The organism is Paraburkholderia sp. IMGN_8 (genome assembly GCF_038050405.1).
Taxonomy (GTDB): Bacteria; Pseudomonadota; Gammaproteobacteria; order Burkholderiales; family Burkholderiaceae; genus Paraburkholderia.
The window spans coordinates 3,912,241-3,927,097 of sequence record NZ_CP150900.1 but is presented as its reverse complement, the minus strand read 5'-3'; the positions used below and the strand labels follow the sequence as shown (position 1 = coordinate 3,927,097).

Genomic DNA, 14,857 nt, shown 5'->3' with positions numbered 1-14,857 from the left:
GTCAGAAGGTGTAGCCGACTTCATTCGCGCGGCCTTCAAGATCGTCGAGCAGCTTCGCGAACGGGCGCAGTGGCGCGTAGCGTTCGGCGACCTTGCGCGCATAGCCGATGAAGCGCGGCAGATCCTTCATGTAATGCGGTTTGCCGTCGCGATAATTGATCCGGCAGAACAGACCCAACACCTTGATGTGTCGTTGCAGACCCATCCATTCGAGTTGACGGTAGAACTCGCCGAAGTCCGGGTCGACCGGCAGGCCGGTTTTTTTTGCGCGCTCCCAGTAGTACACGAAGCAATCCAGCTCGAACTCCTCGTCCCAACTGAGGAACGCATCGCGCAGCAGCGAAGCGACGTCGTAGGTGATCGGGCCGTACACCGCGTCCTGGAAGTCGAGCACACCGGGGTTCGCGGGGCTGGGCGCTGCGGCGATCATCAGATTGCGCGGCATGAAATCGCGCAGCATGAACACTTGCGGCTGCGCCCGGGCGCTTGCGATCAGCAGCGCGAAGGTGCGATCGAGCAGCCCGCGGGTCTTGTCGTCGACCTCGCGGCCCAGATGTCGGCCGATGAACCACTCCGGCATCAATTCCATCTCGCGGCGCAGGAAGGCTTCGTCGAACGGCGGCAGCACGTCTTCGCGCGAAGTGAGCTGCCAACGGATCAACGCATCGAGCGCGTCGCGCATCAGCGTGCGGGCCTCACGGGGCTTGTCGTCCTTCTGTGCTTCGTTCAGCGCGCCGAGGTACGACTCGGTGCCCAGATCGGTGACGAGCATGAAGCCCGCGTCGAAATCGACCTCCAGCACACGCGGCACATGCACGCCGGCTGCGTCGAGCAACTGTGCGATCTGCACAAATTCGCGGCACTTTTCGGGCGGCGGGGCGTCGACTGCGATCACCGTGCCGATGCTTTCGCCTTCCGCCGCCTTACCGGCGAGCCGGAAATAGCGGCGAAAACTGGCGTCGGAGGAGGCCGGTGCAAGGGTGGCGAGCTCGAGCGCATAACGCGCTGCGTGGCCGTTCAGCCAGGCTGTGAGCAGGTCGAGACGGGTATCGGTTGTGTCTTGGGAAGGGGGCAGCGTCATGAAAACCGGCGGCAAATTCAGAGGGGCAACGTCTTGCCATATAATACCCCACGACTTTTTTGACGCGACTTACGCCAGCTTTCGCGTATTCCGCTTTACCGCCCGCCTCACCGTTCGACAGATTGTAAATATTGATGTGCAGCCGACTGTCACGGTCGGGGTGTGCAGGCGGTGGACCGTGACTGCAGAAGCTGCCTGACGAGCCGATTCGCCAAACGATACATGCCGCCTAGACAGCTTTCCCAAACGACTCCCTCTTGTGCTGTTGTGCCGCGCAAAAGGCGGCTCGTCGCGGCGTTGATCGCCGTTCCGGGCCTGATGCCCGCGCTTGCGCACGCCCAGTTGACGGGGGAAGCCGCGCAGCCGCAGCCTATTGACGCCCCCTGGGGCATGCAACTCGCCCCACAACTCGAAGAGCATCCGTTGAAGCCTGGCCAGAAGCCGGCCACCTTCGTGCTCGGCGACACCACCAGCGGCACCACCGATCAGGACATGGCCGCCAAAGGCTCGGCCGAGGTGCGTCGCAATACGGTCGCGATCAAGGCCGACGCGTTGCATTACGATCAGGACACGGATATGGCCGACGCCTACGGCCAGGTCCACGTGATCAACAACGGCAATACGTTCGTCGGCCCCGAAGCGCATATGCGAGTGGATTCGAGCGAAGGCTTCATGACCTCGCCGAAGTACCGCTTCAACCTGACGGGCGGCTCGGGCAGCGCGGAGCGCGTCGATCTGCTCGACAACGAGCGGTCGGTCTTCACGCACGGCACTTACACGGCCTGCGCGTGCGCGGACGATCCGGCGTGGTACATCAAAGGCAGCGAGTTCGACTTCGACACCGGCGCCGACGAAGGCATCGCGCACAACGGCGTGCTGTTTTTCCAGGGCGTGCCGGTATTCGCTTCGCCATGGCTGTCGTTCCCGCTGTCGGGCGAGCGCCGTAGCGGCCTGCTGCCGCCTACGTTCTCGCTCAGTTCGGGCAACGGCTTCGAACTGTCGGTGCCGTATTACTTCAACCTCGCGCCGAACCGCGATCTGACGGTCACACCGCGTCTGATCTCGAAGCGCGGCGTGCAGTTGCAGTCGACCTTCCGCTATCTGTCGCCGACCTATTCCGGCTCGATCACCGGCGAGTTCCTGCCGAACGACCGCCTGACGAAGACCAACCGCTACGCGCTGTACATCCAGCACAACCAGAACTTCGGCAACGGGTTCGGCGGCTACATCTACTACAACAAGGTTTCGGACAACACGTATCCGGAAGACCTGTCGTCGTCGGTCAGTCAGTTTATGAACGGCACCCAGCTCCTGTATCAACAGGAGGCCGGGTTGACTTACAACAACGGGCCGTGGTCGGTGCTCGCACGCGAACAGCACTGGCAGACGCTGACGCCGTCAGTGGCGCCGTACGGTCGCGAGCCGCAGTTGAACGTGAAGTACGCAAAGTACAACGTCGGCGGCTTCGACTTCGGCGCGGAAGCCGACTACACGAATTTCCGCATCACGACCGCGGACAAGACCGAAGGTCAGCGGTTGATGTTCAACCCGTACATCTCGTATTCGGTGGTCGGGCCGGGCTACTTCGTCACGCCGAAGGTGCAGTGGCACTTTGCGTCGTACAACCTGCGCAACATCAGCAACGACGTGCCGGCCGGCACGCCGAAGAACTTCACCGAATCGATCCCGACGCTCAGCTTCGACACCGGGCTGATCTTCGACCGTTCGGTGCGGATCTTCGGTCAGGATTACATTCAGACGCTGGAGCCGCGGCTTTACTACGTGTACACGCCGTTCCGGAACCAGGCGTCCGCGCCGCTGTTCGATACCGCCGACTCCGACTTCGGCCTGGCGGAAATCTTCACGCCGAATACCTTCGTCGGCAACGACCGTATCGCCGACGCGAACCGGCTGACCGCGGCCATCACCACGCGCTTCATCAACCCGGCTACCGGCGACGAGCGCGCGCGCTTCGTGCTCGCGCAGCAGTACTATTTCCAGGATCAGCGCGTCACGCTGCTGCCTACGCAGACCAGCACGCAAGCCACCCATTCGGACCTGATCGCGGGTGCGTCGCTCAAGCTCGGCGCCGGTTTCGCTTCGGAAACGGCGTTCCAATATAATGCCGACAACAACCAGTTGGTGAAAACGAGCGTCGGTTTCGGGTTCAGTCCGGGCACCGGCCGGGTGGTCAATGTCGGGTACCGCTACACCCGCGCGAACACCACGCTGGACAATCAGCCGATCAATCAGGTGCTGGTCTCGGGGCAATGGCCGTTGTCGCATCGGGTGTTTGGTGTGGGCCGTTTCAATTACGACCTGGGCGGGCACCGGATCGTCGACGGCTTGGTCGGCCTGCAATACGACGCCGACTGCTGGACGTTCGGCGCCGGGATCCAGCGTTATGCGAACGGTCTGAATACCTCGGGGCAGCATCAGGCGGGCACGCGGTTTCTCGCGCAGTTGACGTTCAAGGGCTTGTCGAGCGTCGACAACGGGCTGATGGCCGCGTTCCGCTCCAGCGTGGCCGGCTACACGCCGTTGCCACCGCCACCGCCGCCGGAAGCGCGTTTCACCAATTACGAATGACGCTCGTCCGATCATTTATAGAATGCGAAAAGACGGGCCAGGCGCGCCCGACATCATTGGAGTATCTGTGGCAATCATGAAAAAGCTTCGCTTGGCAACGCTTGCGGCCGGTCTCGCCGCAGTGGCGTCTTTCCTGTCGGTCGCGCCGGTTCAGGCGCAGGCGCTGCGCGGCGATAGCGGCCAGACGGTCGACACCATCGCCGCAGTGGTCAATAACGGCGTCATCACGCGGCGCGAGCTCGACGAGCGCATGGGCCTGATTACCCGCCGGCTGAACCAGCAGAACGCGCCGGTCCCGCCGATGGACCAGTTGCGCCAGCAGGTGCTCAACCAGATGGTGCTGGAGCGCATCCAGTTGCAGAAGGCGAAAGAAGACGGCATCAATGTCGACGACGCCGCCGTGCAAAAAACGCTCGAACGGCTCGCGCAAGCGAACAACATGACGCTCGACATGTACCGCGCGCGGATTGAGGCGCAAGGCGTGCCCTGGAGCACGTTCACGAGCGACGCCCGTACCGAACTGACGCTCTCGCGTCTGCGCGAGAAGGAAGTGGACAGCAAGGTCACGGTGTCGGACGCGGAAGTCGCGAACTACATCGCCAGTCAGCGTGGCCCGAACGCCGGCCTGACGAGCGATCTGCACTTCCAGCACATTTTCCTGAAGGCGCCGCAGAACGCGTCGGAAACCGATATCGAAGCGGCACAGCAAAAGGCCCAGGCGCTGCTGACGGAAGCCAAAGGCGGCGCCAACTTCGAAAAGCTCGCGAAGTCGAATTCGCAAGCGCCGGATGCCTCGAAGGGCGGCGATACGGGTTTCGTGCCGCCGTCCAAGCTGCCGCCTGAATTCGTTAAGGCCGCCGCGGCATTGCGCCCCGGTCAGGTCAATCCGGATCTGATCCGCACCAGCGACGGCTTCGAAATCGTGCGCCTCGTCGATCGTCGCACGGGCCAGGGCGCGAGTTCGGCGGATGCGACAAAGCTCGTGCAGACGCACGTGCGCCACATTCTGCTGCGCGTCGGCGACGGCATGTCGGAGCCGCAAGCACGTCAGAAGCTGCTCGAAATCAAGAACCAGATTGCCGGCGGCGGCGACTTCGCGAAGTTCGCCCACACCTACTCGCAAGACGGTTCGTCGTCGCAAGGCGGCGACCTGGGCTGGATCAGCCCGGGCGAGACGGTGCCGGAATTCGAGCGGGCGATGAACAGCCTGCAGGACGGTCAAATCAGCGATCCGGTACGCAGCGAATACGGCTATCACCTGATCCAGGTGCTGGGCCGCCGCGAATCGGAAGGCTCGGTCTCGCAGCAGATGGATCTGGCGCGTCAGGCAATCGGTCAGCGCAAGGCGGAACAGGCCTACGCCGACTGGCTGCGTGAATTGCGCGACACTGCGTATGTCGACGTAAAACCCGCTCAAGCAAGCTTGCCATAAACGTCATGACAACCGCCGCCCAGTTCGCCAGCGCCCCGTTGCAAATCGCGATCACGACCGGCGAACCGGCCGGCGTCGGCCCTGAGTTGACGGCGCAGGCGCTGGCCGGGGCGGCGGCGCATTGGCCCGGCGCGCAATTCACCGTGCTGGGCGATGCGGGCTTGCTCGCCGAACGCGCCCGCGCGGTAGGCGTCGATTGGACTGCGCTGGTGGCTGACGGCAAGCGCGTGCGGGTGCAGCACCGGCCGCTCGGCGCGCCGTCGCAGGCAGGCAAGCTCGACGCCGCGAACGGCCGCTACGTGCTCGATCTGCTCGACAGCGCGATCGACGGCGCGGTGGCCGGTACGTTCGACGCGATCGTCACCGCGCCGCTGCAAAAAAGTACGATCAACGATGCCGGTGTGCCGTTCACCGGCCACACCGAATACCTGGCCGAACGCACGCACACGCCGCGCGTGGTGATGATGTTGGCCGGCACCGGCAAGCGCCCATTGCGCGTCGCGCTCGCCACCACGCATCTGCCGTTGAAAGACGTGTCGGCGGCGTTGTCGATCGACGGCATCGGCGAGACACTGCGTATCATCGATCACGATCTGCGCCACCATTTTGGTCTGCCGGCGCCGCGCATCCTCGTGACCGGGTTGAACCCGCATGCGGGCGAAAATGGCTATCTTGGCCGCGAAGAAATCGACGTGATTTCGCCGGCGCTGAAGCTCGCGAACGAACAGGGCATCGACGCGCGCGGTCCCTATCCGGCCGACACGCTATTCCAGCCGCGCTATCTGAACGAAGCCGATTGCGTGCTCGCGATGTTCCACGATCAGGGGCTGCCGGTGTTGAAGTACGCGACTTTCGGCGAAGGCATCAATATCACGCTCGGCTTGCCGATCATCCGCACCTCGGTCGATCACGGCACCGCGCTCGATCTGGCCGGCACCGGCCGCGCCGATTCCGGCAGCCTGCTCGCCGCGATCGATACGGCTGTGTCGATGGCGCAGCATCGTCGCGGGGGCTAATTCACGCTGCTTGTCGTTTCACCAGCAGCGTTTCACCAGCATCGCTTTACCCGCGTTTCCGGCGTTTCCTTTTTTAAGCAGTTCTCTTCCTAGCGTTTCTTCGATGTCCACCAGCAGACAGCAACGGGCCCAGCATCAGGGTCATACCGCACGCAAGCGTTTCGGCCAGAATTTTCTGGTCGATATGGGCGTGATCGATTCGATCGTCGACGTGATCCGGCCGCAGCGCGGCGAGCGCATGGTCGAGATCGGGCCGGGGCTGGGCGCGCTCACCGAACCGCTGATCGAACGTCTGGCGACGCCTGAAGCGCCGCTGCACGCGGTCGAACTGGATCGCGATCTGATCGGCCGGCTCAAGAAGAAATTCGGCGACCTGCTTGAGCTGCATGCGGGCGACGCACTCACGTTCGACTTCGGCTCGCTTGCGGCGCCGGGCGACAAGGCGTCGCTGCGCATTGTCGGTAATCTGCCGTACAACATTTCGAGTCCGCTGCTGTTTCATCTGACGTCGTTCGCGCATCGCGTGATCGATCAGCACTTCATGCTGCAGAACGAAGTGGTCGAGCGGATGGTGGCGGAGCCGGGCACCAAGGCGTTCAGCCGGCTCTCGGTGATGCTGCAATACCGCTACGTGATCGACAAGCAACTCGACGTGCCGCCCGAAGCGTTCCAGCCGCCGCCGAAGGTCGATTCGGCGATCGTGCGGATGATCCCGTACGAACTGCACGAATTGCCGCCGGTGGACGAGCGTGTGCTCGGCGAAGTGGTGACGGCGGCGTTCTCGCAACGGCGCAAGATGCTGCGCAATACGTTGGCAGCCTATCGTGACTCGGTGGATTTCGACGCGCTCGGCTTCGATCTGCAACGCCGCGCCGAAGATGTGCCGGTCGCCGAATATGTGCGCGTGGCGCAGGCCGTGGCGGCGTTGCCGTCGCGCGGCGCCGCGGCCGCTGAGAACGGCGACGCCTGAGTTTCACGGCTTAAGCCTTGAAGGAAGCGCGCTGCGTCCTACGGCGCGCTTAAATGGCGAAGCCGGCAAGCTGACAGCGCGGCGATCATAAGTCATACGATAACAAACCCGTCCATGCTGCCATGCGATGACTCCACCGCCTACGCGTGCTTCTGACGCACTGCAAGTAGTTCGCTGACTTAACAGCACCTGCGCAACACCGGCACAGTCTATTTTCTTGCCATGCCCATTTCAGGATATGGTTCCACTCACGCGTATTTCGTCAGGTCATTGGCGTGGCTCCCAACCGGTGCGGCGCCGGTACTTTACATCAGGCGGGCGGCGTCGACGGCACGAGACGGCGGCTAAAAAGACAGGATGCCTACGCGTCATGCGATGGGCCGCTCGCCTGAAAGCCTGACTGATGTGTGCCCGAAGAGCGAAACGAACGACCCATATCCGCGACAAGCGGAACCCATATGAGGAGCGTTATGAAAAACGTGAGCAAGTGGGCGGTGGCGATGGTGGCCGCGGCATTGGCCTGTCAGATGGGGCACGCGCAATCGAGCGTGACGCTGTACGGCGTGGTCGATGAGAGCGTGCGGTACCTGACCCATGCGAACAAAGCCGGCGATTCATCGGTTGGCCTCGGCAGTGGCGGCATGACCGAAAGCCGTTGGGGACTGAAGGGCGTCGAGGATCTGGGCGGCGGCTGGTCCACGTTCTTCAAGCTCGAAAACCGTATTTACATCAATAGCGGACAAAGCGATCCCACCTTGCCGTTCTTCAACGAAGCGCAAGTGGGGGTGCGCTCGAATTCTTATGGCCAGGTGATCCTGGGCCGCCAGTACAACGTGATGATCGAAGGTGTCACGATCGGCGGCTACGGCAGCAATCCCTGGATTCCATACGATTTCAGCTTCCAGCCGGAAGTGACGATGACCGGCGGTATCTGGACCAGCAACCAGGTGCAGTATCAGGCGCACTACAACGGCTTGATGTTCGCCGCCGGCTACGCGTTCGGCGGCAACGCGGGAAATTCATACGGCAGCCAGATCGGCGCCGCTGCGGCGTATGCGCCGACCGCCGGTCCGTTCACCATTGGCGGCGCCTACGAAGAGTCGAAAGACTCGGTCAACGGCGCAGCCCTGAAGGCGTGGAGCTTCGGCGGTTCGTACACGTGGGACAAGACGCGCTTCGCGGTCGGTTACATCGTCAATCAGAACGACGCCGGTTTTTCGAATTTTGCCAACGGACCGTTCACCGCACCCGCGCTGGCCGCGCTCAAGTACACCGACTTTTCGCGGCGTCGCATGATCATGGGCGGCATCACGCAGCAGGTCGGCAACGCGTGGCACTTCGCGGCGAATATGTGGCGTACGCTGCAGGACGGCAAGAAAGCCGCTCAGGACGGCTCAGCATGGCAGTACCAGCTGGTTGCCGACTACAACCTGTCCAGGCGCACGGATGTTTATCTGGAAGGCGACTACTCGCTGTACCGGGGCGATCTGATCGGCGCTCAGCTGCAAGGCGTCAACGGCGTCGGACTGGCCCAGAAGGGAACGCAGATCGGCGTGATGGCGGGCGTGCGGCATCAGTTTTGATCACCCGCTCCAACGCGCCCCGGCATTGCCCTCGACGCTGCTGCGGTGCTCGGCGTTCACATCATAGCCGCGCCCATCGCCGGCCGCGCATTCGGCGCTCGGGCTCGCCGAGCAGGTGATGGAAGACGCCGATCGCGCCGCGCATGGCCTGCTGCATCCCGATGCATCGCCCGCTAAGCGGGTCAGATGAGTGGTCAAACAGGTGGCCCGGTAATTACCCTGGGCTCGATTGACAAGACGGTTCTGATCGCCGACTATCCGGAATCAAGATTCCGGTTCTGGGCGAATCTTCAACTTGTCCTGAGCAGCGAACCGAGATTGAACACCGTATGACGACGATTTCATCGCGCAGCCGCGAACCGTTGCCGAGCGCCATCGCGGCGCCGCGTCAGGCGCGCAGCCAGCAGGGCCTCGCACGCATGCTGCAAGCCGGGCGCGAGTTGATCGAAGCGAGCGGCAATCTCGACGATCTGTCGATCAACGATATCGTCGAGCGAGCGGGCACCTCGATCGGCGCTTTCTATCGGCGCTTCGACAACAAGGACAGCTTCTTCGAAGTCGTCCAGGACGCGGCGATGAAGCAGGGGCTCGAGCAAGTGCGCGAGACGGTCGAGCGCGACCCGGCGTGGCGTTCGAACGATGCGGCCACGCTCGCCGATGCGGTCATCTCGTTCTACGTGCAGACGTTCCGGCGCAATCGCGGGCTGTATCACGCGTCGCTGTTGCGCGCGTCGCAGCGCAAAGCCAACTGGGACGCCGCGAAGGCCACCAATCACGAGGTGTTGGCGCTGATCGTGCCGCGCTTCGTCAGCGCATTGGCACAAGCGCGCGGCGTCAAGGCCGATGAAAATACCAGCCGGTCGCTCGAATTCGAAGTGCGCGCAACGCTGCAAATGATCTTGGGCATGCTGGTCAATAGCGTGCTGAACGACCCGGGTCCTTTGTCGCTCTCCAGCCGGCAACTGCCGGCATGGTTGAAAATCCGGCTGCGGCGCTGCCTCGGATTGCCGGACGGCTGATTTTTTTACGGGATAATCGGAACAAGAATTCCGTTTCCGATAATTCGGATGAATGACAGACGGCGAGCTTTCGCGAGACGCAACCGAATCTTTCAAGGAGACATTCGGTACGGCCGATCAGTTGCGTACATTCTTCGAATGCTTTGACCAGCCCGCGCGGGCTGCGCGCTAGAAGTATTGAGGTTGCAGTGGCGCATCATGCACTAGCGCATCGAGATGCGAAACCAAGGGAGGAGACATGGAAAAAATCTGGTTGAAGTCGTATCCGCCGGGTGTGCCGGCCGGGATCGATACGGTGCAGTTCAGCTCCGTAGCGGATTTGCTGGAGCAGAGTTTTCAGAAGTACACGGCAGAACGCGCGTTCGTTTGCATGGGACGCGAGTTGACCTACGGCGAACTCGACACGCGCTCGCGTCATCTGGCGGCGTGGTTTCAATCGCAAGGCCTGGCGCGCGGCGCGCGCATCGCGGTGATGCTGCCGAACGTGCTGCAATACCCGGTGACGATGGCCGCCATTCTGCGTGCGGGTTACGTCGTGGTGAACGTCAATCCGCTGTACACGCCGCGCGAACTCGAGCATCAGTTGAACGACAGCGGCGCCGAAGCGATCGTGCTGCTCGATACGTTCGCCAAAACGCTCGATGCCGTGCAGGCGCACACCTCGATCAAGCATGTCGTGCTGACGTCCGTCGGTGAAATGCTTGGCACAGGCAGCCCTGAGATTGCGGAAGACGCACCGTCGTCGCGCATCGCGCTGAACGATGCGATTGCACGTGGTGCGGAAACGGCCTTCACGCCCGTTGCCTTGACCGGCGACGATATCGCCGCGCTGCAATACACCGGCGGCACGACCGGCGTGTCGAAAGGCGCGACGCTTTTGCATAGCAATCTGATCGCCAACATCCTGCAATCGGAATTGTGGCGAGAGCCGGCATATCGCGGGCGTTCTGATATCAAGCAGTACATCACAGTCGTCGCGCTGCCGCTGTACCACATCTTCGGACTGACGGTCTGCGGCTTGCTGACGATGCGTTGCGGCGGCATGGGTATCCTGATTCCGAACCCGCGCGATCTGCCCGGCCTCATCAAGGCATTGCAAGGCTATGCGATCAACTCGTTCCCCGCCGTCAATACGATGTACAACGCGCTGTTGAACGAACCGGACTTCAGAACCCTGGACTTCTCGAAGCTGGTGCAATCGACCGGCGGCGGCATGGCCGTGCAGCAAGCGGTCGCGCAACGCTGGCAGGCGCTGACCGGCGTGCCGATCGTCGAAGGCTACGGGCTGTCGGAAACCTCGCCGTGCGCCACCACCAATCTGCCGACTTCCACCACCTTCACCGGCACGGTCGGTTTGCCGTTGCCGTCCACCGACATTTCGATTCGCGACAATGCCGGCAACGAAGTGCCGCTTGGCGAGCGCGGCGAGATCTGCATTCGCGGCCCGCAAGTGATGGCCGGTTACTGGAACCGGCCGGACGAGACTGCGAAGGTGATGACGCCCGACGGCTTCTTCAAATCGGGCGATATCGGCGTGATGACCGAAGAGGGCTTCGTGAAGATCGTCGATCGCAAGAAGGACATGATTCTGGTGTCGGGCTTCAACGTCTATCCGAACGAAGTGGAAGACGTGGTCGCGAAGCATCCGGGCGTGTTCGAAGTGGTGGCGGTCGGCGTGCCGGATGCGGAGTCGGGCGAGGTGGTGAAGCTCTACATCGTGAAGAAAGATCCGGCGCTGACCGAAGCGGACGTTTTCGCGTTCTGCAAGGAACAACTGACGGGCTACAAGCGCCCCCGGATCGTCGAGTTCCGCACCGAACTGCCGAAGACCAACGTCGGCAAGATTCTGCGGCGCGCGCTGCGCGACGAAGTGAAGAACGTGGGTTGAAAAGGGAGCGGACGCGCGCCGCACGACGCGTTCCGCGCCCTGCAGCGCAGTGTGATTCCGGGTACATTTACGTTCTCGACATCACGCAACAGGGAGTACACGATGCGCCTGCTTCACACCATGCTCCGGGTCGGCGACCTGGACCGTTCGATCGCGTTCTACACCGAACTGCTCGGGATGAAATTACTGCGCCGCGACGACTATCCGGACGGCAAGTTCACGCTTGCTTTCGTCGGCTACGAAGACGAGCGTGATGGCACCGTCATCGAACTGACGCACAACTGGGATACGCCGTCGTACGACCTCGGCACCGGCTTCGGGCACCTCGCCGTCGAAGTCGAAGACGCGTACGCCGCATGCGACAAAATCAAGGCGCAGGGCGGCACGGTTGTGCGCGAAGCCGGCCCGATGAAACACGGCACCACCGTGATTGCCTTTGTCACCGATCCGGACGGCTACAAGATCGAGTTCATCCAGAAGAAAAAATAACGCACGCGCCGCGGCGAGGATTCAAGCAATGAACAACAACAATCCCTACTTCGAAGAACTGGACACTACCCACGTCGAAATTCAGGCGTTGTTCGATGGCTCGGCGGATGCCGGCGCGCTGGAGCGGATCATGGCGCGCTTCGCGCCGCAGTTCACGCTGGTCATGACGTCGGGCGTCGCACTGGACCACGCCGGCGTGCGCGAGATTTTCGCGAAGCTCCGCGGTGCGCGTCCCGGCTCGCAGATCAAGATCCGCGATATGGAGATCGTGGCGGAGTATCCGTCGGGCGCGGTGGTGAAGTATCGTGAATATCAGCGCGACGACGCGGGCAACGCAAACGTGCGGCGCTCGACGGCGGTGATGGACATCGACGCGCACGGCAAGGTGACGTGGCGTCATCTGCAGGAAACCTTCTGCACGGCTTGAAACCGCGCGCGGGCTTCAGAAGGCCGGCGTTTCAGCCTGAAGCGCCGGCGCTTTAAAGCGTCGGCAGCAACTCCGGCGGGTGCGACTTCAACGTCTGCCGCGCCTCGCGGAATTCCGGAAAAATCGATTCGACCGTTTGCCAGAAGCGCGGGCTGTGATTCATCTCGCGCAGATGCGCGAGTTCGTGCGCGACGACGTAATCGATGATCGACAGCGGGAAGTGAATCAGCCGCCAGTTCAGGCGGATCTTACCGTCGCTCGAACAGCTGCCCCAGCGCGTCGCCGCCGACGAGAGCGCATACGCACGATAGTTGACACCCAGCTTCTCCGCGTAAATCGCGAGGCGCTCGCCGAACAGACGCTTCGCTTCGCCTTGCAGCCAGCCTTGCACGCGGTCTTTGATCTGCTGCGGATCGGCTTGCAACGGCAGCGGCAGTGCGAGCGCCGCTTCATCTGCGTTGAACGCCAGCGTGCCTTGCGGCGAGCCGAGCTTCACGCGTACCGGCTGGCCGAGATACGGCACTTCCGCACCATCTTTCCAATCGACCTTGGGCAACGCGCGTTGCTCGACACGCGTTTGCCACTCGATCAGCTTCGCAAAAATCCAGCGCTGCTTTTCGGTGATCGCGGTTTCGATATCGGCGAGCGTGACCCAGCGTGGTGCGGTAATCATCAGGCCGCTGCTGTCGATCGCAAAACCGATCGAACGGCGTGCCGAGCGCTTGAGCTGGTAGTGCAGTATCTGCGAACCGATCGTCAGGCTGCGCAGCTTGCTGCCGTCCGGCGCGAGCGGCACGGCCGGCTGTTGCCCGTTCTGCGAGCTCGGCGAAGCGCCGGACGAAGGTGTAGACGGTGAAGGAGACGACGACGTCGAACCCGCCTCGGCGAAGAGCGGGAGATCGAGTTGCCGGCTATCGAGCGCTGCAGCGGGCTGCGGCGTAGGAGACTTCTGCATCGGATTCGGCTTCGCGCAAATGCGCCATCGAGGGCGCGGGCGCGTCAGATTGGTGCGGCGGCGGAGGTGCTTTCCGCCGCGCGGTACGCGGTAGGATCGATGCGATGCATTTCAGCTTCGATCCACGTTTCGACGCGCGTGTTCACTTCATCGGGCGTGAGCCCCGTCGTCTCGATCGGCTTGCCGATCGACACCGTGACTATACCCGCATATTTGAGAAACGAGTTGCGCGGCCACACACGTCCCGCGTTGTGCGCGATCGGCACGACCGGCGCGCCGCTGGCAATCGCGAAACGCGCACCGCCGGTTTTGTATTTGCCCTGCTTGCCGGTCGGCGTGCGCGTGCCTTCGGGAAACATGATGACCCAGGCGCCTTCGGCCATGCGCGCTTTGCCTTGTCTGATGACCGACTCGAACGCGTACTTGCCTTCCTTGCGATCGATGTGAACCATCTTCAGCATACCCAGCGCCCAGCCGAAAAACGGCACGTACAGCAGCTCGCGCTTGAACACGTAGCACAGCGGCCGCGGCATCAGCGCCGGAAACGCCAGCGTTTCCCACGCCGATTGATGCTTCGACAGCAGCACGGCCGGACCGTCGGGCAGATTCTCGTAGCCCTCGATCCTGTAGCGGATGCCGTTCAGCCAGCGCACCGTGTGGAGCGTTGCGCGGCACCAGCCGGCAGCCATCCAGTAGCGGTTGTCGGCGTGCATGAACGGAAACGCGATGAAGCACGCGATCGCGTACGGCACCGTGAACAGGACGAAGTAGATCAGCAGCAGCAAAGAACGAATGAAGCGCATCGGCGTGGTCAGTGAGGGTTGGGGACGCGCTCGCTGCGCATCACGCGTGATCGTCGGAGAGGAAGTCGAGTGCGAACGCGCGCAGGTCGTTGTGCACGCGCGTGCCCTCGGGCAAGCCGCCGGCCTCGAGCGTTTTGCGGCCCTTGCCGGTCAGCACCAGATGGGTCGGATGTCCGAGCACGGCGCCTGCTTGCAGGTCGCGCATTGAATCGCCGACCACCGGCGTATATTCCGGCAAGACTTCGAAGCGCTCGGCGATCATCTTCAGCATGCCGGGCTTCGGCTTGCGGCATTCGCAATGGTCTTCCGCCGTGTGCGGGCAGAAGAACACCGCGTCGATGCGCCCGCCGACCGCCGCCGCCATGCGGTGCATTTTCAGATGCATCGCATTGAGCGCGTTCATGTCGAAAAGACCCCGGCCGATCCCCGACTGGTTGGTCGCGATCGCGACGCGATAACCGGCCTGGTTCAGACGGGCAATCGCTTCGAGCGAGCCGGGCAACGCGACCCACTCGTCCGGCGACTTGATGAACGCGTCGGAATCGACGTTGATTACGCCGTCGCGGTCGAGGATCACCACTTTTTTGGTCGGCATGGCGCGGGGC

Annotated in this window: 13 protein-coding genes; 9 read left to right on the top strand and 4 right to left on the bottom strand. The window is 62.7% G+C overall.

Annotation, left to right across the window (positions count from 1 at the left end; genetic code table 11):
- Nucleotide 1: 1 nt before the first annotated feature.
- The gene (locus WN982_RS17840) at nt 2–1,081 is read right to left on the bottom strand and encodes a phosphotransferase (protein ID WP_341313237.1); all 1,080 of its coding nucleotides are present in this window, start codon (nt 1,079–1,081) and stop codon (nt 2–4) included.
- Between the two features lie 222 nt (nt 1,082–1,303).
- Here WN982_RS17840 and WN982_RS17835 point away from each other — a divergent pair, with 222 nt between their 5' ends.
- The 9 genes from WN982_RS17835 to WN982_RS17795 all read left to right on the top strand — a co-directional run bounded on the left by WN982_RS17835 (nt 1,304) and on the right by WN982_RS17795 (nt 12,494).
- The gene (locus WN982_RS17835) at nt 1,304–3,670 is read left to right on the top strand and encodes an LPS-assembly protein LptD (RefSeq protein WP_341313236.1); all 2,367 of its coding nucleotides are present in this window, start codon (nt 1,304–1,306) and stop codon (nt 3,668–3,670) included.
- Between the two features lie 67 nt (nt 3,671–3,737).
- Complete coding sequence (locus WN982_RS17830) at nt 3,738–5,102, top strand: peptidylprolyl isomerase (protein ID WP_341313235.1); 1,365 nt, start codon at nt 3,738–3,740, stop codon at nt 5,100–5,102.
- A gap of 5 nt (nt 5,103–5,107) precedes the next feature.
- Nucleotides 5,108–6,118: a 4-hydroxythreonine-4-phosphate dehydrogenase PdxA gene (gene pdxA / locus WN982_RS17825; RefSeq protein ID WP_341313234.1), complete on the top strand. Its 1,011-nt coding sequence runs from the start codon at nt 5,108–5,110 to the stop codon at nt 6,116–6,118.
- 103 nt (nt 6,119–6,221) lie between these two features.
- The gene (gene rsmA, locus WN982_RS17820) at nt 6,222–7,088 is read left to right on the top strand and encodes a 16S rRNA (adenine(1518)-N(6)/adenine(1519)-N(6))-dimethyltransferase RsmA (protein WP_341313233.1); all 867 of its coding nucleotides are present in this window, start codon (nt 6,222–6,224) and stop codon (nt 7,086–7,088) included.
- Between the two features lie 470 nt (nt 7,089–7,558).
- A complete protein-coding gene (locus tag WN982_RS17815; RefSeq protein WP_341313232.1) occupies nt 7,559–8,671 on the top strand; it encodes a porin in 1,113 nt (370 codons plus the stop codon).
- A 329-nt stretch (nt 8,672–9,000) separates the two neighbouring features.
- Nucleotides 9,001–9,690, top strand: coding sequence for a TetR/AcrR family transcriptional regulator (locus WN982_RS17810; RefSeq protein WP_341313231.1), 690 nt, complete (start codon nt 9,001–9,003; stop codon nt 9,688–9,690).
- A 238-nt stretch (nt 9,691–9,928) separates the two neighbouring features.
- The gene (locus WN982_RS17805) at nt 9,929–11,578 is read left to right on the top strand and encodes a long-chain-fatty-acid--CoA ligase (RefSeq protein ID WP_341313230.1); all 1,650 of its coding nucleotides are present in this window, start codon (nt 9,929–9,931) and stop codon (nt 11,576–11,578) included.
- 102 nt (nt 11,579–11,680) lie between these two features.
- Nucleotides 11,681–12,067 (top strand): lactoylglutathione lyase, encoded by a 387-nt coding sequence (gene gloA / locus WN982_RS17800; RefSeq protein WP_341313229.1) that lies wholly within the window; start codon nt 11,681–11,683, stop codon nt 12,065–12,067.
- 28 nt (nt 12,068–12,095) lie between these two features.
- Nucleotides 12,096–12,494: a hypothetical protein gene (locus WN982_RS17795; RefSeq protein WP_341313228.1), complete on the top strand. Its 399-nt coding sequence runs from the start codon at nt 12,096–12,098 to the stop codon at nt 12,492–12,494.
- Nucleotides 12,495–12,546: 52 nt separating this feature from the next.
- Here the strand turns inward: WN982_RS17795 and WN982_RS17790 are convergent, their stop codons facing one another.
- Genes WN982_RS17790 through gmhB form a run of 3 tightly spaced genes read right to left on the bottom strand, consistent with a single transcriptional unit; the run spans nt 12,547 to nt 14,847 of the window.
- Nucleotides 12,547–13,449: a SprT family zinc-dependent metalloprotease gene (locus tag WN982_RS17790; RefSeq protein WP_341313227.1), complete on the bottom strand. Its 903-nt coding sequence runs from the start codon at nt 13,447–13,449 to the stop codon at nt 12,547–12,549.
- Nucleotides 13,450–13,493: 44 nt separating this feature from the next.
- Nucleotides 13,494–14,252 (bottom strand): lysophospholipid acyltransferase family protein, encoded by a 759-nt coding sequence (locus WN982_RS17785; protein WP_341313226.1) that lies wholly within the window; start codon nt 14,250–14,252, stop codon nt 13,494–13,496.
- A 40-nt stretch (nt 14,253–14,292) separates the two neighbouring features.
- Nucleotides 14,293–14,847 carry a D-glycero-beta-D-manno-heptose 1,7-bisphosphate 7-phosphatase gene (gene gmhB / locus WN982_RS17780; protein WP_341313225.1) on the bottom strand — a complete coding sequence of 185 codons (555 nt, stop codon included), beginning with the start codon at nt 14,845–14,847 and terminating at the stop codon, nt 14,293–14,295.
- Between the last annotated feature and the right edge of the window lie 10 nt (nt 14,848–14,857).